Genomic DNA, 22,177 nt, shown 5'->3' with positions numbered 1-22,177 from the left:
TCAGAAGCCGGGGTCGGCCTCGTGCCGGACGAGCCTGACGGCACGCCACACGCCGGCGACGAGGACGACCGACCCGAGAATCACGAAGACGAGGTCGGGGCTGGTGCCGACCTCCGGGACGACGAACAGCCCGAAGATGCCTGCTGCGAGGCTCGCCTGTCCCGTACCCGCGAGGAGGTGCGGGTCGATTCCTGCCGGACCGACACCGCTTGTGAGGAACAGTGCGCCGCCGAGGCCGAACAGGCCGATGGCGAGCGCCGAGACCAGCTCCCCACGCGCCTCCGGGACGAAGACGGCCATGAGGACGGCGAGCGCGAGGAGGACCGCGCCGTAGCCGGCTCTGGCTCGTGACTGCATGGCCGGCGGTTCGACGCCGGACGTGAAAAAGGTCAGTTCTGTGAGGGCGGTTCGGCGTACACCATCTCCATCCGGAGCCCTTCCTCGTCGGTCTCGGGCTCTGCCGGGAGCGTCTCGTATCCCGTCTCGGTCCCGACCGTCGCCGTCAGCGCCAGCACGAACGCGTCGAGCAGGTCGTCGTTGGAGAGTTCGGGGTCGTCCCAGCCCGCGATCGTCTTCCCGGCGGCCGCGAGGGCGTCGGTGAAGTCGTCGTCGACGGTCTCGAGGACCGCGACGCGCTCCCAGAAGGCGGCCGCGGGCTGGCCCGTCTTCGAGAACTGCATCGGTTCCGCGTCGTTGAACGCCCAGAAGCAGACCTCGGGATGGGATTCGCGGATGGTCTCCTGTGTCGCGTCGGAACCCCCGTTCAGCAGGTCGTCCACCGCCCGTATCTTCGGCGTGATGTTGAACGTCTGTTGCATGAGGCCCTTGCCGATCCGGTCCTTCTGCCGGCGGTTGGCCTCGTGGTAGTCCTCCTCGTCCACGACCTCGCGAATCGGGACGTTGAACACGCTTCCGGTGCGCCCTTCGAGAACACGACGGGCTTCCTGCTCGGGCTCTCGCGCCGCCGCAGCCGCCGCCAGCCCGATGGGCACGTCCACGAGAATCGTCTCCGCGCCCGCGTTGTCGTCCCACAGGGCGGCCATCTCGTCGTATCGGACCACGTCCGCGAACCCGTCCTCGCCGTACTGTACCGCGACCCAGCCGTCCGGGGTCCCGTCGACACCGACGAACTGCCGCCTCGAATTCATATCTCGTGGTTGGTCCCCGTCGGTAAAAACGCTCGCAGGCATGCCATAGCAAGTAGTAAGCCCGCTGGAGGTACCAAGAAGACAATCCTTATGAACGACCGGTCCGTTGAGTGTATACTAGTCACACACTATCATGATAGACCTCTCGATGGACATGGAGCAGTACGACTGCCCGTTCATCGACACCACCGCGGACCACGACGTCGCCTTCGCGGCCGCACACTGGGAGTTCAACCCGGTCGCGGAGGAGCTGGAGTGTCGGATGGTCGTCGAAGGAGCGGACAGGGGGGCGCTCGACAACGGCCTGCACACGCTGCAGGACCACGACCAGATGCACGACATCGACCTGCTGGCGAAGCGCGAGAACGTCGCGCACCTGCGGACGGTCATGGGCCAGACCGACGCGATGGCGACCATCCGCCGCAACGACGGCTACATCACCGGCCCGTTCTACATCGAAGACGGCAGCGAGATGTGGCACGTGGGGTTCGACGACGAGGGGCGGGCGAACGGGACGCTCTCCGAACTGGAGAAACACAACGAGTTCGAGGTCCTCGAACGCGAGTCGACGACGCTGCCCTCGATGAACGACATCGTCCGGAACGCGGGTGCCGCGATGTCGCTCATCGACGGCTGTCGCGACCTCTCAGACGTGGAGCGCAAGACCCTGGAGACGGCCGCCAGCGAGGGCTACTTCGAGAGCCCGCGCGAGACCACATTGGGTGACCTCGCCGACGAGTTCGGCGTCTCGAAGCCGGCCGTCTCGAAGAACCTCCGGCGCGGCCAGCAGAAGATGGTCGACCGCGTCGTGGAGGCGCTCTCCGAACTCGACGAGTAGCGACGACCCCGCGACTGCGGCCTGGTTCCGGCAGAGGTTGATATGTTAACCTTGTAATTATTGCCTAATATTCCCCGATAGACCTTAACATGTCGCGCGTGGACATCTCACGAAGACGAATGCTGGGAACGTTGGGTGCACTCGGGGTCGGCGGCCTCGCCGGGTGTACGAGTGGCGGTAACGGAACGGACACCGAAACCACGACAGCCACCGACGGTGGCGGTGGCGGCAACGGGACGACGAAGACGACGACACAGGCCGACGTCTCCGCGTCGGGGACCGTCAAGGTCGGCATCATGCAGCCGATGTCGGGCGACCTCCAGTACTACGGGATGCAGTCCATCTGGGGCTTCCTCTCGGGGCTGGCCTACCGCACCGACACCGACCCGCTGACCGACGTGAAGACAGGCACCCGCACCGTCGAGGACGGCGACGTGACCTGGGAGTTGCACTTCAAGGACACCGGCTTCTCGGCCGACAAGGCCCAGACCATCGCGACGGACTTCGTCCAGAACGAGCAGGTCGACGTGCTGTTCGGCTGTACCTCCTCGTCCTCTGCGACCCGGGTCATCGAGACGGTCGTGAAGACGCCGGCGGTCGACATCCCGTTCATCGCGGGGCCCGCCGCCTCGGCGGACATCACCGCGAACGAGAACACCTGCTCGAACCAGGTGTTCCGCGCGAACGAGAACACGGCGATGGACGCCCGGTCGGGTGGGACCTACGTCGCCACGGAGACCGACATCGAGAAGGTGTTCCTCATGGGGGCGGACTACTCCTTCGGGAAGGCCGTCGTCAACAACTACCGGAACGTCCTCGAGGCGAACGGCATCACCATCACGGGCGAACGGTTCGTCCCGCAGGGCTACTCCGAGTTCGACGGGCTGTTCCAGGCGGCCGTCGACTCCGGCGCAGACGCTGTCGTCGGCGGGTTCACCGTCGCGACGCTGCCGAACTTCATGACCACGGCGGCGAACTACGACGTGCGCGTCTTCGGTGGGTTCGCGACCGAGATCACGAACTCCGTCGTCGGCTCGGTGCTCCAGAACATCCTCGGCAAGCCGCTCTCGGCACAGAAGATTCGCGACGCCGAGGTCGGGCCGTTCACCACCCGCTACCACTGGAACCAGTACGACAACGAGATCAACAACGCCTTCGTCGACATGTACACCAGCGCCTACGGGAAGGTGCCCGACCTGTTCACCTCGGGGACCTTCACCGCGGCCTCCTCGCTGCACCAGGCCGTGCAGGCGTCGGGCTCGACGGAGGGTGTCGACATCCGGGGCGCCCTCGAGGGCATGACCGTCGCAGACACCCCGAAGGGCCCCGACGGGTACACCTACCAGGAGTACAACGGCCAGGCCCGCTCCGAGATGACGGTCGCGTACCCGGTGCCGACCAGCGACGAGTGGAAGTCCAACTGGGGCGCCGCCATCATGCCGGGCGACCCGGTCGCCCGTCTCAGCGCGGACGACGTCACCATCCCCGCGGACTCGGACCAGATGGGGTGCTCGCTGTAGGCCGATGGCCGCACAGCTGCTCAGGACGAGCGGCCTGACGAAACGGTTCGGTGGTGTGACGGCGGTCGACGACGTGGACTTCGGCCTCGCGGACGACGAGTGCTGTGCGCTCATCGGTCCCAACGGGGCCGGCAAGACGACGTTCTTCAACCTGCTCACGGGGGCGCTCGCGCCCACCGAGGGGCGCGTCGAGTTCCGCGTCGACGGCGACTGGCGAGACATCACGGACTTCGAGCCCCACCAGACCGCGTCTGTCGGGCTCCACCGCTCGTACCAGATAACGAACGTCTTCCCGACCGCGACGGTCTTAGAGAACGTCCGCGTGGCCGCCCAGGCCGACAGCGACGCCACGGCGCGCTTCTGGCGCAACGTGGACGCGTTCCCCGAGTTCGTCGCGGAGGCCGAGGCCATCCTCGACCGGGTCGGCCTCGGCGGGAAGACGGAGACGGTCGCACAGAACCTCAGCCACGGCGAGAAGCGCCAGCTGGAGCTCGGTATCGCCCTCGCGGGCGACCCCGACGTGCTCCTGCTGGACGAGCCGGCCGCCGGCGTCTCCTCCGAGAGCGTCGACGACATCGTCGACCTCATCCGGGACATCGCGGGCGACCACTCGGTGCTGCTCGTCGAGCACAACATGGACGTGGTGATGGACCTCGCCGACCGCATCGCCGTGTTGCATCGCGGCAGCCTCATCGCCGACGGCGAGCCCGAGGCCGTCCGCGAGGACGAGGCGGTCCAGGAGGCGTACCTCGGCGGCTACGACGCCGACGCCGAACACGTCGCCGGCGCGGAGGCCAGCACCGGCGGCGGTAGCGACGCCGGGAGCGACAGCGAGGGTGGTGCCGCATGAGTGGCGACGCCGCCGGCCACCTCCTCGAACTCTCGGACGTCCACACCTACTACGGCGAGAGCCACATCTTAGAGGGCGTCTCGCTGCACGTCGACCCCGGCGAGACGGTCGCGCTCGTGGGGCGAAACGGCGTCGGCAAGACGACGACGCTCCGGACCGCGCTCCAGCTCACGCCGCCCCGCGAGGGGACGGTCCACCTCCGCGGCGAGGACGTGACCGGCACGGCGACCCACGAGGTCGCTCGTGCGGGGATGGGCTGGATTCCCGAGGACCGCCGGATGTTCTCGCAACTCACCGTCGAGGAGAACATCCAGGTCGCGGTCAAGGACGGCGAGAACGTCGAGGCCCACCTCGACACCGCGTTCTCGGCGTTCCCCGACCTCGACGAGTTCCGCGAGAAGAAGGCCGGCAACCTCTCGGGCGGCCAGCAGCAGATGGTCGCCATCGCCCGCGGGCTCGTGGGCGAGAACGACCTCCTGCTCGTCGACGAACCCAGCGAGGGCCTCGCCCCGCAGATAGTCGAGAACGTCGCGCAGGCGCTCCGGTCGGTCTCGGACGAGGCGTCGCTCCTGCTCGTCGAGCAGAACTTCCCGCTGGCGATGGACCTCGCCGACCGGTTCTACCTGATGGACAACGGCCAGGTCGTCCACTCCGATACCACGGAGGGCGTCAGCGCTGACGACGAGGAGATACGGAGGTACCTGACGTGATTCCGTTAGTCTCCCTCGTCGACGCCATCCTGCACTTCGCCGACCTCGGCGTGCTCGTCGGCATCGTCCTCGACGGCCTGGCGAAGGCGTCGCTGTACATCATGATCGCGGCCGGGCTGACGCTCATCTTCGGCCTGATGGGCGTGCTCAACTTCGCCCACGGCTCGCTGACGACCATCGGCGCGTACCTCGGCGGCCTGCTGATGGTGACGCTGGTCTCGCAGGCCAGCGGCGACGTCGCCCGCCTCGCCATCTTCTTCGTCGCGGTCGTGGTCGTGTTCGCGCTCCTGACCGGCTTCGGCAGCCTGCTGGAGGTCAAGCTCATCCGGCCGCTGTACGACCGGCCGCCGCTGTACCAGATACTGCTCACCTTCGGGGTGACGCTGGTGCTGGAGGAGCTCCTCCGGATGATACTGCTGTTCTACGGCGTCCAGCCCTCGACCAAGTGGCAGGAGGCCCTGGGCACGAAGCCGGCGCTGCTGTCGCCGGAGACGAGCTTCATGGTCCTCGGCGCCCGCGTCGAGGGGCTGGAGCTGTTCGAGATCGTCTTCGGCGCGGTCGTCGTCGCGGCGCTCTGGGCGTTCCTCACGCAGACCCGGTACGGGCTCTACATCCGCGCCGGGAGCGAGGACACCGAGATGGCCGAGGCGCTCGGCATCAACGTCCGGCAGGCGTTCACCGTCGTCTTCGGCATCGGCGTCGGCGTCACCGGTATCGCCGGGACGCTGCTGATGTGGGACGTGGCGTGGGCCGCCAGCATCAGCCTCGGGGCCGAGGTGTTGCTGCCCGCGTTCGTCGTCGTCATCGTCGGCGGCCTCGGGACGTTCCGCGGCACGGTCGTCGCGGGCGTCCTCGTCGGCTTCGTCGACGCGTTCACGACCGAACTGTTCACCAGCAACATCGTCAGTTTCACCGCCCTGCCGGAGCTGATAATCTTCCTCATCCTCGTGGTGATGCTGGTCGTCAAACCGCAGGGCCTCTACGGCGTCGAGGAGGTGGGTGGCCATTAGCGACTCTGGCTCGTCCCCCGACGCACGAACCGACGGCGGCGCCCCGGAGGCGACCGCCGACGCGGCCCCGGAGTCCACGGCCACGGCCGGCGTGACCGACGAGCACTACCTCGTCCAGTACGCCCGCGAGCAGTCGGTCCACCTCGCCGTCATCGTGCTGTTCGGGCTCTACCCGTTCGTCTACACCTTCCTGCTGGAGTCGCCGGTCGCCGCCGAGATGGCGATGTTCCTGCCCCGCGTGGACACCATGGTCACGGTGTTCTACTTCGGGCTGTTCGCCATGTCCTTCGACTTCATCAGCGGCTACACCGGCTACCTCTCGTTCGGCCACTCGGCCTTCTACGGCCTCGGCGCGTACTTCGTCATCCTCGTGGCCAACGGGAAGATACCGGTTCTGGGCGCGAACACCCCGTTCATGGTGAGTCTGGTCGTCGCGGGCATCCTCGCGGCGCTGCTCGCCCTGCTCGTCGGGGCGGTGTCGTTCCGGCTCTCCGGGGTGTACTTCGCGATGATCACCCTCGGGTTCTCCCAGATCCTCTACGTCCTGTTCTCGAACTGGGACTTCGTCTCGGAGAACCCCGCCGACGGCGTCTCGGCGTCCATCCAGGAGGGCTTCGCCATCGGCATCCCCTACGTCGACGCGCTGAACATGCGCATCGGGCGCCTGCTCGGCGACCAGTTCGTCTGGGGGATGGACTTCGTCCAGCTGACCGGGCTGGGCTTCCTCGAACCCATCAGCCACACCATCGCCCTCGGGCCGACCGAGGTGTCGTACTACATGGTCGGCATCGTGGTCGTGGTGTCCTACTTCGCCATGCAGCGCATCCTCCACTCGCCGTTCGGCCGCGCGATGGTCGCCATCCGCGAGAACGAGGAGCGCGCCCGTGCCGTCGGCTACGACACCTTCCGCGTGAAGATGGGCGCGTTCGCCATCTCCGGGTTCTTCGGAGCCGTCGGCGGCGGCCTGCTCGCCGGGTTCAAGGGCTCGGTCGCCCCCGAGAATTCCTTCTACTTCCTCGCGGCGGGTGACGCCCTGTTGGCCGCCATCATCGGCGGGTTCGGCAGCCTCGCCGGCCCGCTGTTCGGTCGGCTGTTCCACGAGGGGCTGCACGAGTTCCTCTCGAAGGAGGGCGGCGGCCTGCTGCCGTACCTCCGCGAGAGCCTCGGTCAGGGCACCCTCGACACGGTGCTCTTGAACGGCTTCACCATCGGCGAGGGCATCGAGGTGTTCCTGAACGGCCGGGCCGGCCTCTACATCGGTCTGTTGTTCGTCGTGTTCGTCCTCTACGTGCCCCACGGTCTGCTCGGGACGCTCCGGGCACGCCTCGGTGGGACGGTCGCGAAACGGCTGCCGGCGCACGTCGAGAGGTACCTGAAGTGAGCCGGGACGACCGTTCGAGGTCGGTCGCGCTCACCGGGTTCGGGACCCACGTCCCCGACGAGACCGTCTCCGGCGAGGCCATCGCCGAGCAGAGTGGTATCCCCGAGGACGTGGTCACCGAGAAGATGGGCCTGCGCCAGAAGCACGTCTGTCCGGCCGACGCGGACCATTGCAGCGACATGAGCGTCGCGGCCGGGCGCGAGGCCCTGGCCGACGCCGACGTGGCCCCCGAGGACGTGGACCTCGTGCTCTACCACGGCAGCGAGTACAAGGACCACGTCGTCTGGTCAGCCGCGGCCGACATCGCCGAGCGCCTGGGCTGTACCGAGGCGTTCGCCACCGAGAGCTACACGCTCTGTGCCGGCGCCCCCATCGCCATCCGGCAGGTGAAGGCCCAACTGCTCGCAGACCACGTCGACACCGCCCTGCTGGTGACCGCGAGTCGCGAGGAGGACCTCGTCGACTACGAGAACGAGCGCGCCTCGTTCATGTTCAACTTCGGCTCGGGTGCCAGCGCGATGGTGCTGGAGTCGGGTGCTGCCGAAGACCGCGTTCGCGCCCGCGTCCACGAGAGCGCGGCCCGAACCGACGGGTCGTTCTCCCGAGACGTGGTGATGCCCGCCGGCGGCTCGGCACGCCCGCCCAGCGTCGAGACGGTCGAGCACGGCCTGCACACGCTGGACGTGCCCGACCAGCAGGGCATGAAGGAGCGCCTCGCCGAGGTCAGCCTCCCGAACTTCCGGGCGGTCGCCGAGACGGCGATGGAGCGCTCCGGCGTCGAGACGGTCGACTTCGTCGCGTTGACCCACATGAAGCGCTCGTTCCACGAGTTGCTGTGTGCAGACCTCGGCTGTGACCCCGCGACCGACGCCTACTACCTCGACGACTACGGCCACGTCCAGTCCGCCGACCAGATTCTCGCGGTGGCGGAAGGGCTCGAGAGCGGGCTGGTCGAGTCGGGCGACTCGGTGCTGTTCCTCGCGGCCGGCACGGGCTACACCTGGGCCGCGACCTGCCTGACCTGGGTCGACTGAGTCGTTCACGGCCCGGTCTCTGGTTTCTGTCGGCCGCGTTTGTCGTTCTGGAATCGTCGCCGTGACTCGTGCCGCCGAGCAGTGTGCTCGCGCCGATGGCAGTGGAGACCGCCACCGCCCCGCCCCGCACCACACCTCGCCCTCCCCAGCCGACTCCCTCCATTCCGTTGCACTCCATTCCGGTCGTCCCTCGCACGGCACTGCCTCGTGGCCTCGCTTCGCTCGGCACACTCACCAGCGCGCGCCACCCGGCTGTCCGGGGGTCGAGTCCCCCAAGTCTGCTGGCGGTGGCGCGCGTGGCCGAGACCGGTGAGCGCCAGCGAACCGTGTCGATGGCGACGCGCGAGGGACGAGCACCACAGCGAAGTGAAACGAAGCGAGGAGCGCAGTCGGCTGGGGAGGCTGTGGTGCGGTCTCCATGCCGCCAGCGCGAGTGAACCGCGTGTCGCCACCGACACCCATCGACCGGGTCCGACACGTCACCCATCGACCAGCCGCTGGAACGATACCGAGAGCCGACCAGTCGGCGCACAGCAGCAACCCAACACCTAACCCCCCACCCTGCGACGCCCTACCAGATGGCCGCGACCCACGCCCAGAACGAGGTCCCGGGCCCCGCCGAGGTCCCGCGAAAGCGCGCCATGGCGGTGGTCGTCCTCGTCGTCTTCCTCGACCTCGTGGGGTTCGGCATCGTCATCCCCATCCTGCCGTTCTACGTCCGCTCCTTCGCGGTCAGCGACGTCTTCATCGGGTTGCTGGCGGCCTCGTACTCCATCATGCAGTTCCTCGCGGCCCCGTGGCTCGGGCGGCTGTCGGACCAGCGCGGCCGGCGGCCGGTGCTCGTGCTCTCGCTGCTGGGCAGCGTCGCGGCGTGGATCGTCTTCGGGCTGGCGGGGGCGCTCTGGGTGCTGTTCCTCGCGCGGATGCTCGCCGGGGCGATGGGCGGCAACATCGCCACTGCACAGGCCTACGTCGCCGACGTGACGCCGCCGGCGGAGCGCGCGAAGGCGCTCGGCATCCTCGGCGCGTCGTTCGCGCTGGGGTTCATCTTCGGCCCCGCACTCGGCGGGTTCTTCGCCAGCGACCCGGTGCTGGCCGTGGCGCGGGACGTGCTCCCGGCGGCGGTCCCGGTGACCCAGTTCTCCATCCCGAGCTTCGCCGCGGCGGGGATGTCCCTGCTGGGCGTGGTGGTCGCGCTGGCGTTCCTGCCCGAACCCGACCGGTTGCGCACCGCGGGCGAGCGCGAGACCCTCGTCGGGCAGTTCCGCAACGCGCTGGCCGACCCCGACCTGCGGGGGCTGGTGCTCTCGTTCTTCCTCGTCTCGGTCGCGTTCTCGGGCGTCACCATCGCGTTCATCCCGTGGCTCGCGGACACCTTCGGCTACGAGTCCGAGCAGGCCGCGCTGTTCATGACCTACGTGGGCGTCCTCGGCGTGGTCGTACAGGCCGGCCTCGTCGGCACGGTGTCGAAGCGCCTCGGCGACGAACGCATGGCCGTCCTCGGCGGGGCCGCACTGGCGGTCGCGGTGACGCTCATCCCCTTCGCGCCGACGCTGGGCCGGCTCCTGCCGAGCCTCGGGCCGCTCCCCGCCGGTGCGCTGGCGGTGGTGCTCGTCCTCCCGCTGCTCTCGTTCGGCAACGGGCTGTTGAACGCGGCCCTCGGCGCGCTGGTGTCGAAGTCGGCGAGCGCGGAGACCCAGGGCAGCGCCTTCGGGGTCACCCAGGGCGCCGGGAGCCTCGGGCGGACGGTCGGCCCGCCGGCGATGGCCGGGCTCTACGCCTTCGCGTTCCACTGGGTACCCTTCGTCGTCGGCGGGCTCTTGCTGGTGCCGGTGCTGGGGCTGTTGCTGGCGTTCGTGCGCGAGTAAGCGGAGAGAGCCTCGACCGATTCAGGCCCCGAGGCCGACACTGCTCGGTTCCGACGCGACCGAGAACGCCGCCATGTAGAGCGCGAGCGCCCCGACCAGCAGCGCCGCGTCCGGCCCGAACAGGTCCGCGGGCGTCCGGGTCACGGCCGCGAGGAACGGGTTCGTCACCAGCGCGGTGCCGGCGCTCACCAGCGCGAGGAACAGGAGCGCGGTCGGGTCGTACCGCGACGACCCGGCCCCGATGAGCCCGAGTGCGACCGCGGCGACGACCAGCAGGGCGGCCGGCACCCCGACCGCGGGGTGGGCCTGCCAGTCGGTCCCGAACGCGAGAGTGAGCCAGAGCGGTGCCAGGAGCACGGCGCTCCCGAGGGGGAGGAACACGCGTCGGCGCATACGTCCGGAACACCGGAACCGAATATAAGTAACGTGCTAGTCTATTTGACACGTTCTGGGGACGGACCGGGGCGGGTGGTCAGCTCCCGAACTCGACCTCGAACGCGCCGTTGTCGGTGCCGATGGCGTACGCGAAGTACGCGAAGCACAGCCCCATGAACACCGTGAAGAGCGCGAACGGTTCGGCGGCCGCCCACCCGCCCGAGACGACCGGCGCGAAGCCGTTGGCCACCGTCGCGACGGCCGCGAGCAGGTACGACCCGGCGAGCAACAGCCGGGCGGAGGCTGCGTATCGGTCGAGGCCTGCCACGACGAACCCGACGCCTGCCAGGAGGGTACAGCCGATCCAGACGAGGTTCGTCGGGGCCGCGAGCGATGCCAGCCCGAACATGGCGAGGTAGGCGACGGGGACCAGCACGAGGAGGGCGCCGAGGTAGCGGAAGTACCGGACGTGCATCTGTTCTAGCTGTCAACTTCGCTCGGGAAATAAACCCATCGACGAACCAGTAGGCTCTTTGTTTCGCCTCCCGCTCTTGCGACCAGTGGCGCGACACTTCGAGTATCCCTGTCCGGACTGCCGGAGCACGAACGACCTCCACGACCCGGACTGCGAGTTCGCCGGCGTCGAGTGGCACGACGTCGAGAAGGCCTACGCCGACCTGCTGGCGGTCCTCTCGAGCGGTGTCACCGGCGAGGACGAACTCCGCGAGGCGGTCGACGAGTTCGCCGACTGGGACCGGCTCCACCACGGCGCCCTGCGGTACCTGCGCAACGTCCAGCGCGTCGAGGAGCGCCGCGACCGCCTCGAACTGCTGGACCCCGACGAGTACCGGGACCGACTCACCAGGCCGCAGTACGAGCCACTCCAGACCATCTACGAGAAGGGCTCGGTGCCCGGCTGTCACGACAACAGCGTCTTCGCGATGGTCGCCTACTACGAGATGGTCGGCCTGACGTGGGAGGAGACCCGCGAGCAGGTCCTGGAGTGGCTCGACGAGTCCGGCACCTGGGCCCGCGGCGGCTTCGCCGAGGACACCCCCGAGGAGCTGGTCGACTCGAAACGACACGTCTTCGAGGCCGGCTACGGCTGGAAGCAGGCCGCCCGCGAGGCCAAGGCCGTCATCGACCGGAGCCTCTGACCCGCGCATGCCGCCGACCGAGTCCGTCGCCGACCGGTACGCCCCCGTCGTCGCCAACGTCCGCCGGTACGGCTGGACGATTCTCGCGGCCGTCTTTCCCCTCCTCGCCTACTACGTCGCGATCGGAAACTGGGCAGTCCTCTTCGCGGTCGCGGCGACCCTGTTCGCCGCGGTCCACGCCTTCGTCGCCGGGATCGCCCTCGGCGGCGGCGACACCGAGATCGCACTGTTGAGCGGCGCGGCCGCCGCAGCCATCGTCGGCGGCGTCGCCATCCTCTCGCTCCCGTCGCTCTCGCCGGTGCTGTTGCTCGCGGTCGGGACGCTGGTGTGTCCGGTCGCCGCCGCGCTCGGCTACGCGGCGTGGGAAACGAGTGAGAACTGAGAGAGAGAGTCAGTCGCTCTGGATGCGCGGCGCGAGCACGAACAGGACCGTCCCCTGGCCCTCCGCGATGTCGAACGAGAGCTTGACCGGGAACTCCTCGCCGAGTTCGAGCGTGACCTCGGCGTCCTTCGGGATGGCCTTGTTCATGTCCTTCAGGTAGTCGAGGCTGAACAGGGAGTGGGCCTCGCCCGTCTGCAGGTCGATGAGGTCGCTTTTGTCCAGTTCGAGGTGGACGTCGTCGGTGTCGCCCTCGGCGTCGACGTAGAACTGGCCGGCGTCCGAATCGACGCCCAGCGCGATGTGGTCGGAGACCATGTCCGCCGCCTTGACGGCGCGGTTGATGTCCTTGCCCTCGATCTTGACCTCGGCCGGGAGGTCCAGGTCCGGGATGTCCGGCTCCTTGCGGATGGAGTCGGGGTCGATGAGCGCGAGCGTGTACTCGAGCCCGTCGATCTGGATGTGGAGCTTGCGCGTCTCCTCGTCCAGTTCCAGTTCGACGAGCTGGCCCGAGTCCGCCATCCCGGCGATGTCCTCGAGTCGGGAGAGGTTCACGCCGATGATGCCGCCGTCCGCCTCGTAGGACTCGAAGGCGCTGGCAGAGAGGCGCAGGTCGACCATCCCGACGTTCGCCGGGTCCACGGCACGAATCTCCAGCCCGTCGTCGTTCAGGTGGATCTTGCACTCGTCCACCAGGACGCTCACGGAATCGAGCGTCGTCTTGAGCGTCTCCGCGCTCACGATGGCCTTGAACATGTTGAGTCAGGGTACGAAATCGGGCCCTAAAAAGACACCCTTTCACTCGCGTGTGCGCGGCGTGTGGGAGGTCTATTCGCGCCTCCCCCCTACCCCTTCGTTTCCGGTCGAACACCGCCGCCCAGCCAGTACTGTTTTCCCACGTCCTGTCAACCGTGCGAACGATGCCACGGGTTCGCACGAACGGGGTGGCGACGTACTACGAACGCCGGGGGGACGGGCGACCGGTCGTGTTCATCCACGGCCTGGGCTGGGACCACCGGTCGTGGTGGCCGCAGATGGCCGCCCTCGAAGAGGAGTACGAGCTGGTCGCCTACGACTACCGCGGCCACGGCGACAGCGAGACCGGCGACACGGACGCGTACACCGTCTCCCTGCTCGCCGACGACCTCCGGGAACTGGTGACCGAACTCGACCTGGCCGACCCGGTACTCTGTGCGCACTCCTACGGCGGGCTCATCGCGGCCGAGTACGCCATCCAGTACCCCGACGAGGTGGCCGGTATCGTCTTCGCCGACGCACGGACCACCCTCGGCGAGAGCACGGTCGAACGGGCGGTGTTCCGCCTCCAGCCGGTCTTCCACCGGCTCGAAACGGTCGTCGGCCGTGACCGGGTCCAGCGACTGATGGAGTTCGTCGGCGAGCACATCACGGACATGGAGCAAGGTCCCGACGAGCCGGTTCCCGAACTCGGGATGACACGGTCCGAGTACACGGACGAGGTCACGGAGTCGTTCTCGCGAGACGCCGAGGGCGCGCTCGTCCGCGCCGGCCGGGCGTACGTCGGTGCCAGTCCGACCGACTTCGACGTGCCCGTGCTCTACACCTACGGGGAGCTGACCGGCGAGGTCATCGCCGGGAAGGCCGACCGGCTGGCACGGGCCCCGACGGACGTCCGGGTCCGGGAGATATCGAACGCCGGCCACAGCCTCATGCTGGAGCAACCGGAGACGTTCACCGGGGTGCTTCGGGAGTTCCTCGCGGACGTGTGAGCCGGGAGCACCCGACCCGTCGTGGCTCGACCACGATGCGACACCCCTAACCGACTCCGCCGGATATCCCTCTACAATCGACCATGGCGCGCAAGGACCAATGGTACAACAGGGCGAAACAGCAGGGCTACCGGACGCGAGCGTCCTTCAAGCTCAAACAGCTCGACCAGCGAGAGGGGCTGTTCGGCCCCGGGAACACGGTCGTCGACCTGGGTGCGGCCCCCGGCGGCTGGATCCAGGTCGCCGCAGAGGAGGTCGGTGCCGAGGGGAAGGTCATCGGCGTGGACTTCCAGCGCATCAAGGGCTTCGGCGACGAGTACGAGGCCGAGATCGAGACCATCAAGGGCGACATGACCGAGGAGAAGACGAAAGAACGCGTCAGGGAGGCCGCCGGCGGCGAGGTCGACGTGGTGCTCTCGGACATGGCACCGAACATGACCGGCGAGTACAACCTCGACCACGCCCGGTCGGTCTACCTCGCCCGGCAGGCGTTCGAGACGGCGCTCGACGTGCTCGACACCGGCGGTGACTTCGCCGTGAAGGTGTTCCAGGGCCCCGACGTGGACGACCTCCGCACGGACATGGAAGAGGAGTTCCAGTACGTCCGCACCACGACGCCGAAGGCCTCCCGCGACGAGTCCTCCGAGACCTACCTCATCGCCAAGCACCGCCTGACCGCACCGGTCCGCGAGGGCGACGTGCTGGAGGTGACCATCGAGGACATCGGCAGCGAGGGCGACGGCATCGCGAAGGTCGAGGGCTACACGCTGTTCGTCGACGGCGTCGAGCAGGGCCAGACCCTCGACATCGAGGTGACCGGGCTGAAGCCGCGCTTCGGCTTCGCGAAGCCGGCCGAAGAATCGTGACGGAACCGGGGGAGCTCACTCCCGGCGGGTGAGCTTGACCTCGGTCGCGCCGTAGTCCTCCACGAACGCGCCCTCGCCGCCGACGCTGACCCGGCCGACCGGCGAGGAGAGGATGAGGGTGTTCTCCAGCGGGAACGACGCCGTGATGGGCGTGACGATGCTCTGTCTCGCGTTGATGACCTGCCCGGAGAGCGTTCGCTGTTCGCCGGTCGTGGTGTCGTGGGCCTCGACGGTCGCCGTGAGCGCCCGGCCCGCCCGGAGGTGGAGCGCCGCCGTGCAGGCGGCGTGCCGGACGCTCCCGAACGTCCGGGGGAGCGGTTCCGGGTCCGCGGTGTACAGCTCCTCGGCGACCGGCCAGAAGTTCCCGAAGTAGGTGCTGAACGCGAGGTCCTCGAAGTACTGGTCGGCGAGGAAGACGGTCCGCAACCCGCGGTCGGCCGTGAGCGCGCCGGGGCCGGCGACCATCGCCATCTCCCCGTCGAACGCCGCGATGCTCAGCCCGCTCTCGGCGATGTCCCAGCGGCGGGCGACGCTCGTGCTCTGCTCCAGCTCGACCGCCGAGAGCTGGTCCGAATCGCCGAACAGGACCGCGACGAGGACGCCCCGGTCGCGGGCGGCCGCCAGCTCGTCCGCGAGGTGCTCGACGACCGCGGCCGACGCCAGCAGGACGACCTCCTGTTGGGCTGCCGCGACGTGGTCGGCGAGCCTGTCGAGTGCCGCCGCCCGCCCGTGTTCGACGGTGACCATCTCCTCCATACCCCGGAGAGACGGGCGGACGGATTAAACGCGTGGGCCGCCCGCCGGCCCTGCATCGTCGGGCCGAAGCCTTTTGCCGACCCCTCACATCGGAGGGGGTAATGAGGTCGGACGCCATCGACGTGCTGGTGGTCGACCGACTGGAATCCGCAGCCGAGACCGTCCGGCACCTCGAGGACCGCACGGACGAGATGCGGCTCCAGCTCTCCAGCGACGTTTCCGACGCGCGACGGGTCGTCGAGGCGGACGACGTCGACTGCGTCGTGAGCAACTTCGAGATACCCCGTCCGGACGGCATCGAGTTCGTCGGCGCGTTCGAACTCCTGCGTACCGTCCGCGAGGTCGACCCCGACCTCCCCTTCGTGCTGTTCACCGACGTCGGCAACGAGGCCATCGCCGAGACGGCCATCGCCCGCGGCGTCACCGAGTACGTGCCACGGACCGCGACCGAACACTCCTACCGGCGACTCATCGGTCGGGTCGAGCGCGCCGTCGAGTACCGGCGCGCGGACCGGCGCGCCGAACGGCAGGCCCGCATCAACGAGGTCATCCGCGACGTGAACCAGTCGCTCGTCCGGGCGGCCGACCGGAGCGAGATCGAGACGATGGTCTGTGACCAGCTCGCCGGCGACCGCGGCTACAGTTTCGCCTGGTGGGGCACCCCCGGCGGTGACCGGCTCTCGACCGCCGCCGTGGTCTGTGCCGGCGACGGGGTCGAGGCGATACCGGCCGAAACCACGCCGGTCCCGGCCGCACTGGAGAGCGACGAGGTCACCGTCGCGAGCGGTCTCGCGGCCTGCGACGACTGGACCGTGCTGACCCCCGAGACCCCGCAGGCGGTCGCCGCGGTCCCCATCACCTACCAGGAGACGACCTACGGGGTGGTCGTCCTCGGCTCGACCGCCGCCGACGGGGTGGACGAGACCGAACGGACCGTCCTCGCGGAGCTGGGGGACACCATCGCCTACGCCATCAACGCGACCGAGACGCGTACCGCCCTGCGCCGGCAGAACGAGCGCCTCGACACCTTCGCCAGCATCGTCAGCCACGACCTGCGCAACCCCCTCGGGGTCGCCCAGGCGTACCTCGGCGAACTCGGCGCCGAGGCGGACGCGGTCGACGACGACGCCGTCGAGGCCATCGACGAGTCCCTCGACCGGATGGAGGAACTCGTCGCCGACGTGCTCCAGCTGGCCCGGGAGGGCCGCGACGCCTACGAGACGGCCGTCGTGGACCTCGGCGCCGCCGTCGACCGGGCCTGGAGCAGCGTCGAGACCGCCGACGCGACCCTCCGGGTCGGGGACGACTGCGGCTACCTGCTCGCCGACGAGTCCCGGCTCGCGCAGTTGCTCGAGAACCTGTTCCGGAACAGTGTGGAACATGGTGTCCCACGAGCCTCCGGCGAGGCCGGAGACCCGGGCGAGCACGGCGGCGACGACGTGACCGTCACGGTCGGGCGCTGGAAGGACGGCTTCTACGTCGCCGACGACGGCGCGGGCATCCCCGAGAAGGAGCGCGAGCAGGTGCTCGAATCGGGGTACTCGAGCGCCGACGGGACCGGCCTCGGGCTCGCCATCGTCGAGTCGGTCGCGGCGGGCCACGGCTGGTCGGTCACGGTCACCGAGAGCGAGAGCGGCGGCGCCCGCTTCGAGTTCACCGGCGTCGACCGGCCCTGACCGCGGACCTCACTCGTCGTCGTCCAGGCGGTCGTGCCGGGCGTCGATCTCGTCGAGGATGTCGAGGTTCTTCCGGATGGACGACCGGATGGCGTCGCTCCGGTTGACGAACTTCCCGTCCTCACCGACGTGGTCGTCGAGGTCGTCGAGGAGTTCCTGCGGGATCTCGACGCTTATCTTGGGCATACCAGGAGAATACCCGTAGAGTAGCTTAAGAGATGTGCCTGCCGGCCGTCGGCACCCCCGAGCGTTTTGCCGGTGCCGACCGATAGCTGTCCCATGACGAACGAGACGGCAGCGGGGCTGGCGGCCGGCGAGTCGGTGCTCGGTGCCTGGGTCGAGTCTGCGAGCCCGCGGCTGGCCGAGGCGCTCGCGGCCACCCGCCTCGACTGGCTCGGTATCGACATGGAACACACCCCGGTCGGCCCGGGCGAGGTCGAGTCACTCGTCCGCGCCATCCACCCGGATGCGACCCCCATCGTGCGCCTCCCGTCCGTGGAGTACGCCGTGGCGAGGGGCTGCAAGCTCGCCCTCGACGCCGGGGCCGGTGGGGTCATCGTGCCGCGCGTCGAGTCCGCGGCCGACGCCGAGGCCGTGGTCGAGGCCGCCACGTTCCCGCCCGACGGCGACCGGGGCGTCGCCGGGAGCGTCCGGGCGAACGGGTTCGGTGAGGGCTTCGACGAGCACGTCGCGACGGCGGACGACGAGAGGCTGGTCGTCGTCCAGCTGGAGACCGCGGCGGGTATCGAACACGCCGACGATATCGTCTCGGTGCCGGGCGTCGACGTGGCCTTCGTCGGCGAGAACGACCTGTCGGCGTCGCTCGGGACGCCCGGCGAGAAAACGCGTGAGCCGGTCCAGGACGGTGTCGAGGCGGTGCGCCGTGCCGCCAGCGAGGCCGGCGTCCACGCCGGGGTCGCCGCCCGCGACGGCGAGACACGAGCCGAACGCGAGGCGCAGGGCTTCCGGTTCTTCCTGCTCGGCGGCGACTGCTCGCTGGCGCGGGAGGGGCTGGCGGCCAGACTGGACGACTAGCGCCCCTCGAACTCCGGCTCGCGGTCCTCGGCGAACGCCGCCACCGCCTCCTCGTGGTCGCGGGTCTGCGAGCAGATGCGCTGGGCCCGGGTGGCGTGGGCGAAGGCCGTCTCCAGGTCCACCTCGTGGCTCTCGTTGACCAGCCGTTTGCTCTGGGCGAGCGCGACGGGGGGCTGTTCGGTGAGTTCCGTGGCGAACGACACCGCGGCCTCGCGCAGGTCACCCGCCGGCTCGCACGAGCGAGCCAGCCCCCACTCGACGAGCTCCTCGCCGGTGAGCTTCTTGCCCGTGAAGATGAGTTCCTTCGCGCGCTCCTCGCCGACCAGCCGAGGGAGCAGGTACGCCCCGCCGTCGCCGGGGACGAACCCGACGTCGATGAACGTCTCGCCCATCGTGGCCTCGGTCGAGGCCATCCGGAAGTCACACGCGAGCGCCGTGTCGCAGCCGGCCCCGAGGGCGTAACCGTTCACGGCGGCGACGACCGGCACCGACAGCGACCGGATGGTCCGGACCACGTCCTGGAACAGGCCGAGGCCACGCTCGTAGTCGGCGAAGTCCATCTCCGGGGTCAGGGGCATGTCCGTCAGGTCGACGCCTGCACAGAACGCCTCGCCGGCCCCGGTCAGGACCACGGCGCGGACCGCGTCGTCGTCCTCGAGCGATTCGAGTTCCGCCACGAGGTCGGTCAGCAACGGCTCGTTGTACGCGTTCATCGCGTCGGGCCGGTCGAGGAGCAGGGTCGCGACGTGCTCGGTCGGTCGCTCGACCTGGACGACGTCAGTCATCGGCGGACTCCTCGCTGACCTGCTCGGCTGGGTCTCCGGACTCCTCCCGCCCCGCCGGCCGGACCGTCATGGCGGCGTCGAGCGCCTCCACGTCGCTCCCGCTGGCGCGGGCCGGGTTGAGGTCGAGTTCGGTGACGCGCGGGTTCGCCTCGACGAACCCCGAGACAGCCACGAGCAGGTCGACCAGCGCCTCGCGGTCGACCGGCTCCGTCCCTCGCGCCCCGTCGAGCAGTTCCTGCGCGTCGAGGTCGGCGAGCATGTCACGGGCGTCGGCCCGCGTCAGCGGGAGTGCCCGGAAGGCCACGTCCTCCAGCACCTCCACGAACACGCCGCCGACGCCGACCATGGCGACGTGGCCGAACTGCTCGTCCTCGACGACCCCGACGACGAGTTCGACACCCGTCTCCCGCATCGGCGAGACGAGGACGCCCTCGACCGTCGCGTCCGGGTCGTGGTCGTGGGCGGCCGCGACGAGGTCGCGGTAGGTCCCCGCGGGGTCGTCGGTCACGTCGAGGGCGACCCCGCCCACGTCGGACTTGTGGACGATGTCCGGCGAGACGACCTTCATCGCCACCGGACCCTCGAATCGGTCGGCTGCTGTGGTAGCCTCGTCCGCGCTGGTCGCCAGTTCCGACGGCGACAGGGGGACGTCGTGGCGTGAGAGCGCCTCGCGGGCGGCGTGCTCCGAGAGGTCGCCGTCGCCGTCGACGACCTCGTCGAGGGTCGTGTCGTCCGCGGCGCCGGGCTCGAGCCGGAAGTCCGACTTGCGGTCGGCCCGGGCGCAGTGGTCGCCGTAGGTGGCGAGCGCGCCGAGGCTCCGGGTGGCGACCTCCAGCGACTCCAGCACGGGGATGCCCTGCTCGCGCAGGACCGCGTGGGCCTCCGGCTCGGCGCTCTCGTAGGCGCTCTGGACGACCACCGGCAGGTCGTGCTCGGCGGCGAGGCCGGCGATGTCGTGGGCCGCGTCGAGTTCCGGGTCGGCCAGCGACGCCGAGAACCGGATGCCGTACCCACCGAACAGTCCCGACAACAGCAGGGCGTCGACGTTCGGGTCGGCCGCGATGGCGGCCGCGCAGTCGTAGAAGACGCTCGGGTCGTCGTCGGTACCGCCGGCCACGTCGACCGGGTTGACGACGCTCGCCGCATCGGGCAGGACCTCGCGCAGTCGCTCCTGGGTCTCGGCGGTGAGGTCGGGCACCGAGAGGCCCTGCTCGGCGAGCGCGTCGGCGGCGAGGGTCGCGTGTCCGCCCCCGTCCGCGAGGATGGCGACGTTCTCCCCGTCGGCCGCCGGCAGCGACCCGAGCGCCCGGGCCGTCGGCAGCAGTTCGTCGGAGCGCTCGACGCTGACGACGCCGGCCTGTTCGAAGACGGCGTCCGCGACCGCGGCGTCGCCGGCCATCGAGCCGGTGTGGGAACTGGTCGACTCCTTGCCGACCGCGGAGCGCCCGCCCTTCAGCGCGACGATGGGCGTGTCCGGGGTGACCTCGCGGGCGCGCTGGAGGAACGCCCGGCCGTCGCTCATCCCCTCGACGTAGAGCGTGATGGCGTTCGTCCCGTCGTCCGCGGCGTAGAAGGGCAGGTACTCGTCGAACCGGAGGTCGGACTCGTTGCCGACGCCGACGTAGTGGCTGAAGCCACGGCCCGGGACACCCATCGCCTCCATGAACAGCGCGATGGCGAGGTTCCCGCTCTGGCAGAGCAACGCGATGTCGCCCGCCGGGACGTTCTCCGCGCCCACGAGGTTCAGGCCCTCGTGGACGTTGATCATCCCCGACGTGTTCGGGCCGATGAGCCGGACGTCGTGCTCGCGGGCGAGGTCGACGATGCGTCGTTCGAGTGCCTCGCCCTCCTCGCCGGTCTCGCCGAAGCCGACCGCGACGACGACCGCCCCCGCGAGGTCGGTGTCGGCGCAGTCCTCCAGGACGCCCGGGACGACGGGTGCGGGCACCACGACGAGCGCGAGGTCGACGGGGCCGGGGATGGCCGAGACGCTGTCGTAGACGGTGCGCCCGCGGATCTCCTCGGCCCCCGGGTTGACGGGGTAGATGTCGCCCTCGTAGCCGCCCTCCTCGAGGGTGACGATGGCCTGGTGGCCGCGCTTCTGCGGGTCCGTGGAGGCACCGACGACCGCGACGGAGTCGGGGTCGAGGATGCGCTGGCGCTGGTCGTCGCGCACGTCACTCACCCCGGAACTGCGGCTCGCGGTCCTCGGCGAACGCGTCGACGCCCTCCTGCCAGTCGTCGGTCTCCATGCAGGCCAGCAGGGCGTCGGCCTCCGCGGTCAGCAGGTGGTCGCGGTCGGGTTCGCGTCGGAACTGTTCTTTCGCGTACTGCATCGGGACGGGCGCGTGACCCGCGAGGGTGTCCGCGAGGTCGGCGACCGCCTCGTCGAGGTCCTCGGGTGGGACGGCCTCGGTCGCGAGGCCCATGTCGCCGGCCTCGGTCCCCTCGACGGTCGCCGCGGTCAGGACGAGTTCACGCGCCTTCGCCCGGCCGACGCGCTCGGGGAGGGTGTACGTGACGCCGCCGCCGACGTAGGTCCCGATGGACACCTCGGGGAAGCGCATCTCGGCGTCTTCGGCCATCACGATGCAGTCGGCACTCAGGGCCAGCTCCGCCCCGGCGCCGATGGCGTACCCCTGTACCTTCGCGACGACTGGCGCGGGGTGAGTCTGGACCGCCCGGCAGGTCGCCTGGGCGGTCTCGACGTACTCGCGCTTCTCGGCGGGCGTGCGCTCGGCCTCGTCGTGGCCCTTCATGTCCGCGCCGACGCAGAAGGCGCGGCCCTCGCCCTGGAGGACGACGACCCGGGCGTCGTCGTCTGCGGCGGCGTCGAGTCCCGCCCGGATACCGTCGTACAGTGGTCGCGTGACGGCGTTGAGGCTGTCGGGGCGCGACAGCGTGACGCGTGCCACGTCGGCCTCGCTGTCGTACTCGTAGGAGACGGGTGTGGTCTGCAGCGACTCGATGGAAGACATCCTTGTATTGTATATACTACAAAGAATAGACTAAAGAGTAGTGTAGATTAGAAAAAGTTGGAC

General features: G+C 69.5%; 24 protein-coding genes. 14 read left to right on the top strand and 10 right to left on the bottom strand.

Going from position 1 to position 22,177, the window contains the following annotated elements; all coding sequences use genetic code 11:
• Positions 1–357 (bottom strand): DUF7994 family protein, encoded by a 357-nt coding sequence (locus NOV86_RS11810; protein ID WP_267641594.1) that lies wholly within the window; start codon positions 355–357, stop codon positions 1–3.
• A gap of 32 nt (positions 358–389) precedes the next feature.
• Positions 390–1,148: a DUF429 domain-containing protein gene (locus NOV86_RS11805; RefSeq protein WP_267641593.1), complete on the bottom strand. Its 759-nt coding sequence runs from the start codon at positions 1,146–1,148 to the stop codon at positions 390–392.
• Between the two features lie 133 nt (positions 1,149–1,281).
• On the opposite strand from NOV86_RS11805, the gene NOV86_RS11800 reads away from it, so the two are divergent.
• The 8 genes from NOV86_RS11800 (at position 1,282) to NOV86_RS11765 (ending at position 10,359) form a co-directional block, all read left to right on the top strand.
• The gene (locus NOV86_RS11800) at positions 1,282–1,986 is read left to right on the top strand and encodes a helix-turn-helix domain-containing protein (RefSeq protein ID WP_267641592.1); all 705 of its coding nucleotides are present in this window, start codon (positions 1,282–1,284) and stop codon (positions 1,984–1,986) included.
• A 119-nt stretch (positions 1,987–2,105) separates the two neighbouring features.
• Complete coding sequence (locus tag NOV86_RS11795) at positions 2,106–3,506, top strand: ABC transporter substrate-binding protein (protein ID WP_267641591.1); 1,401 nt, start codon at positions 2,106–2,108, stop codon at positions 3,504–3,506.
• Positions 3,507–3,522: 16 nt separating this feature from the next.
• Complete coding sequence (locus tag NOV86_RS11790) at positions 3,523–4,356, top strand: ABC transporter ATP-binding protein (protein WP_267641729.1); 834 nt, start codon at positions 3,523–3,525, stop codon at positions 4,354–4,356.
• Complete coding sequence (locus tag NOV86_RS11785) at positions 4,353–5,066, top strand: ABC transporter ATP-binding protein (RefSeq protein WP_267641590.1); 714 nt, start codon at positions 4,353–4,355, stop codon at positions 5,064–5,066. The genes NOV86_RS11790 and NOV86_RS11785 overlap by 4 nt, the downstream gene beginning before the upstream one ends.
• The gene (locus NOV86_RS11780) at positions 5,063–6,076 is read left to right on the top strand and encodes a branched-chain amino acid ABC transporter permease (protein WP_438266712.1); all 1,014 of its coding nucleotides are present in this window, start codon (positions 5,063–5,065) and stop codon (positions 6,074–6,076) included. The genes NOV86_RS11785 and NOV86_RS11780 overlap by 4 nt, the downstream gene beginning before the upstream one ends.
• Positions 6,066–7,457, top strand: a complete 1,392-nt coding sequence (locus NOV86_RS11775; RefSeq protein ID WP_438266711.1) for a branched-chain amino acid ABC transporter permease — start codon at positions 6,066–6,068, stop codon at positions 7,455–7,457. Before NOV86_RS11780 ends, NOV86_RS11775 begins: the two co-directional genes overlap by 11 nt.
• Positions 7,454–8,491: a 3-oxoacyl-ACP synthase gene (locus NOV86_RS11770; protein WP_267641589.1), complete on the top strand. Its 1,038-nt coding sequence runs from the start codon at positions 7,454–7,456 to the stop codon at positions 8,489–8,491. The genes NOV86_RS11775 and NOV86_RS11770 overlap by 4 nt, the downstream gene beginning before the upstream one ends.
• Before the next feature lie 578 nt (positions 8,492–9,069).
• On the top strand, positions 9,070–10,359 hold the full coding sequence (locus NOV86_RS11765) for an MFS transporter (RefSeq protein WP_267641588.1): 1,290 nt from the start codon (positions 9,070–9,072) through the stop codon (positions 10,357–10,359).
• 21 nt (positions 10,360–10,380) lie between these two features.
• Here the strand turns inward: NOV86_RS11765 and NOV86_RS11760 are convergent, their stop codons facing one another.
• Together NOV86_RS11760 and NOV86_RS11755 are read right to left on the bottom strand one after the other, a co-directional pair.
• Positions 10,381–10,752 carry a hypothetical protein gene (locus NOV86_RS11760; RefSeq protein ID WP_267641587.1) on the bottom strand — a complete coding sequence of 124 codons (372 nt, stop codon included), beginning with the start codon at positions 10,750–10,752 and terminating at the stop codon, positions 10,381–10,383.
• A gap of 79 nt (positions 10,753–10,831) precedes the next feature.
• Positions 10,832–11,209 (bottom strand): DUF7994 family protein, encoded by a 378-nt coding sequence (locus NOV86_RS11755; protein WP_267641586.1) that lies wholly within the window; start codon positions 11,207–11,209, stop codon positions 10,832–10,834.
• A gap of 85 nt (positions 11,210–11,294) precedes the next feature.
• Between NOV86_RS11755 and NOV86_RS11750 the strand changes: the two genes are divergently transcribed.
• Together NOV86_RS11750 and NOV86_RS11745 are read left to right on the top strand one after the other, a co-directional pair.
• Complete coding sequence (locus NOV86_RS11750; RefSeq protein WP_267641585.1) at positions 11,295–11,891, top strand: DUF7474 family protein; 597 nt, start codon at positions 11,295–11,297, stop codon at positions 11,889–11,891.
• A gap of 7 nt (positions 11,892–11,898) precedes the next feature.
• Positions 11,899–12,273 carry a hypothetical protein gene (locus tag NOV86_RS11745; protein WP_267641584.1) on the top strand — a complete coding sequence of 125 codons (375 nt, stop codon included), beginning with the start codon at positions 11,899–11,901 and terminating at the stop codon, positions 12,271–12,273.
• A 9-nt stretch (positions 12,274–12,282) separates the two neighbouring features.
• Here NOV86_RS11745 and NOV86_RS11740 read toward each other — a convergent pair whose 3' ends face one another.
• Complete coding sequence (locus NOV86_RS11740; RefSeq protein WP_267641583.1) at positions 12,283–13,026, bottom strand: DNA polymerase sliding clamp; 744 nt, start codon at positions 13,024–13,026, stop codon at positions 12,283–12,285.
• Between the two features lie 164 nt (positions 13,027–13,190).
• On the opposite strand from NOV86_RS11740, the gene NOV86_RS11735 reads away from it, so the two are divergent.
• Both NOV86_RS11735 and NOV86_RS11730 read left to right on the top strand, forming a co-directional pair.
• On the top strand, positions 13,191–14,018 hold the full coding sequence (locus tag NOV86_RS11735; protein ID WP_267641582.1) for an alpha/beta fold hydrolase: 828 nt from the start codon (positions 13,191–13,193) through the stop codon (positions 14,016–14,018).
• A gap of 83 nt (positions 14,019–14,101) precedes the next feature.
• The gene (locus tag NOV86_RS11730) at positions 14,102–14,884 is read left to right on the top strand and encodes a 23S rRNA (uridine(2552)-2'-O)-methyltransferase (protein WP_267641581.1); all 783 of its coding nucleotides are present in this window, start codon (positions 14,102–14,104) and stop codon (positions 14,882–14,884) included.
• Positions 14,885–14,899: 15 nt separating this feature from the next.
• On the opposite strand, the gene NOV86_RS11725 is transcribed toward NOV86_RS11730, so the two are convergent.
• Positions 14,900–15,640, bottom strand: a complete 741-nt coding sequence (locus NOV86_RS11725) for a TrmB family transcriptional regulator sugar-binding domain-containing protein (RefSeq protein ID WP_267641580.1) — start codon at positions 15,638–15,640, stop codon at positions 14,900–14,902.
• 101 nt (positions 15,641–15,741) lie between these two features.
• Here NOV86_RS11725 and NOV86_RS11720 point away from each other — a divergent pair, with 101 nt between their 5' ends.
• Positions 15,742–17,316, top strand: coding sequence for a hybrid sensor histidine kinase/response regulator (locus NOV86_RS11720; RefSeq protein ID WP_267641579.1), 1,575 nt, complete (start codon positions 15,742–15,744; stop codon positions 17,314–17,316).
• 9 nt (positions 17,317–17,325) lie between these two features.
• Here NOV86_RS11720 and NOV86_RS11715 read toward each other — a convergent pair whose 3' ends face one another.
• Complete coding sequence (locus NOV86_RS11715) at positions 17,326–17,502, bottom strand: ribbon-helix-helix domain-containing protein (RefSeq protein ID WP_267641578.1); 177 nt, start codon at positions 17,500–17,502, stop codon at positions 17,326–17,328.
• Between the two features lie 93 nt (positions 17,503–17,595).
• On the opposite strand from NOV86_RS11715, the gene NOV86_RS11710 reads away from it, so the two are divergent.
• The gene (locus NOV86_RS11710) at positions 17,596–18,351 is read left to right on the top strand and encodes an HpcH/HpaI aldolase family protein (RefSeq protein WP_267641577.1); all 756 of its coding nucleotides are present in this window, start codon (positions 17,596–17,598) and stop codon (positions 18,349–18,351) included.
• Here NOV86_RS11710 and NOV86_RS11705 read toward each other — a convergent pair.
• Genes NOV86_RS11705 through NOV86_RS11695 form a run of 3 tightly spaced genes read right to left on the bottom strand, consistent with a single transcriptional unit; the run spans position 18,348 to position 22,114 of the window.
• Positions 18,348–19,136 (bottom strand): enoyl-CoA hydratase/isomerase family protein, encoded by a 789-nt coding sequence (locus NOV86_RS11705; RefSeq protein WP_267641576.1) that lies wholly within the window; start codon positions 19,134–19,136, stop codon positions 18,348–18,350. The two genes, NOV86_RS11710 and NOV86_RS11705, sit on opposite strands and share 4 nt — an antisense overlap.
• Positions 19,129–21,321, bottom strand: a complete 2,193-nt coding sequence (locus tag NOV86_RS11700; RefSeq protein ID WP_267641575.1) for an acetate--CoA ligase family protein — start codon at positions 21,319–21,321, stop codon at positions 19,129–19,131. The genes NOV86_RS11705 and NOV86_RS11700 overlap by 8 nt, the downstream gene beginning before the upstream one ends.
• Complete coding sequence (locus tag NOV86_RS11695) at positions 21,314–22,114, bottom strand: enoyl-CoA hydratase/isomerase family protein (RefSeq protein WP_267641574.1); 801 nt, start codon at positions 22,112–22,114, stop codon at positions 21,314–21,316. The genes NOV86_RS11700 and NOV86_RS11695 overlap by 8 nt, the downstream gene beginning before the upstream one ends.
• Positions 22,115–22,177 lie beyond the last annotated feature (63 nt).

The organism is Haloarchaeobius amylolyticus (genome assembly GCF_026616195.1).
Classification (GTDB): Archaea; Halobacteriota; Halobacteria; order Halobacteriales; family Natrialbaceae; genus Haloarchaeobius; species Haloarchaeobius amylolyticus.
Note: the sequence above shows the minus strand (reverse complement) of the source record. Positions and strands in the feature narration are given on the sequence as shown.

Coding starts and splice junctions, on each gene's coding strand:
- NOV86_RS11810 (WP_267641594.1), bottom strand. CDS start 357: ATGCAGTCACGAGCCAGAGCCGGCTACGGCGCGGTCCTCCTCGCGCTC.
- NOV86_RS11805 (WP_267641593.1), bottom strand. CDS start 1,148: ATGAATTCGAGGCGGCAGTTCGTCGGTGTCGACGGGACCCCGGACGGC.
- NOV86_RS11800 (WP_267641592.1), top strand. CDS start 1,282: ATGATAGACCTCTCGATGGACATGGAGCAGTACGACTGCCCGTTCATC.
- NOV86_RS11795 (WP_267641591.1), top strand. CDS start 2,106: ATGCTGGGAACGTTGGGTGCACTCGGGGTCGGCGGCCTCGCCGGGTGT.
- NOV86_RS11785 (WP_267641590.1), top strand. CDS start 4,353: ATGAGTGGCGACGCCGCCGGCCACCTCCTCGAACTCTCGGACGTCCAC.
- NOV86_RS11765 (WP_267641588.1), top strand. CDS start 9,070: ATGGCCGCGACCCACGCCCAGAACGAGGTCCCGGGCCCCGCCGAGGTC.
- NOV86_RS11760 (WP_267641587.1), bottom strand. CDS start 10,752: ATGCGCCGACGCGTGTTCCTCCCCCTCGGGAGCGCCGTGCTCCTGGCA.
- NOV86_RS11755 (WP_267641586.1), bottom strand. CDS start 11,209: ATGCACGTCCGGTACTTCCGCTACCTCGGCGCCCTCCTCGTGCTGGTC.
- NOV86_RS11745 (WP_267641584.1), top strand. CDS start 11,899: ATGCCGCCGACCGAGTCCGTCGCCGACCGGTACGCCCCCGTCGTCGCC.
- NOV86_RS11740 (WP_267641583.1), bottom strand. CDS start 13,026: ATGTTCAAGGCCATCGTGAGCGCGGAGACGCTCAAGACGACGCTCGAT.
- NOV86_RS11735 (WP_267641582.1), top strand. CDS start 13,191: ATGCCACGGGTTCGCACGAACGGGGTGGCGACGTACTACGAACGCCGG.
- NOV86_RS11730 (WP_267641581.1), top strand. CDS start 14,102: ATGGCGCGCAAGGACCAATGGTACAACAGGGCGAAACAGCAGGGCTAC.
- NOV86_RS11725 (WP_267641580.1), bottom strand. CDS start 15,640: ATGGAGGAGATGGTCACCGTCGAACACGGGCGGGCGGCGGCACTCGAC.
- NOV86_RS11720 (WP_267641579.1), top strand. CDS start 15,742: ATGAGGTCGGACGCCATCGACGTGCTGGTGGTCGACCGACTGGAATCC.
- NOV86_RS11715 (WP_267641578.1), bottom strand. CDS start 17,502: ATGCCCAAGATAAGCGTCGAGATCCCGCAGGAACTCCTCGACGACCTC.
- NOV86_RS11710 (WP_267641577.1), top strand. CDS start 17,596: ATGACGAACGAGACGGCAGCGGGGCTGGCGGCCGGCGAGTCGGTGCTC.
- NOV86_RS11705 (WP_267641576.1), bottom strand. CDS start 19,136: ATGACTGACGTCGTCCAGGTCGAGCGACCGACCGAGCACGTCGCGACC.
- NOV86_RS11695 (WP_267641574.1), bottom strand. CDS start 22,114: ATGTCTTCCATCGAGTCGCTGCAGACCACACCCGTCTCCTACGAGTAC.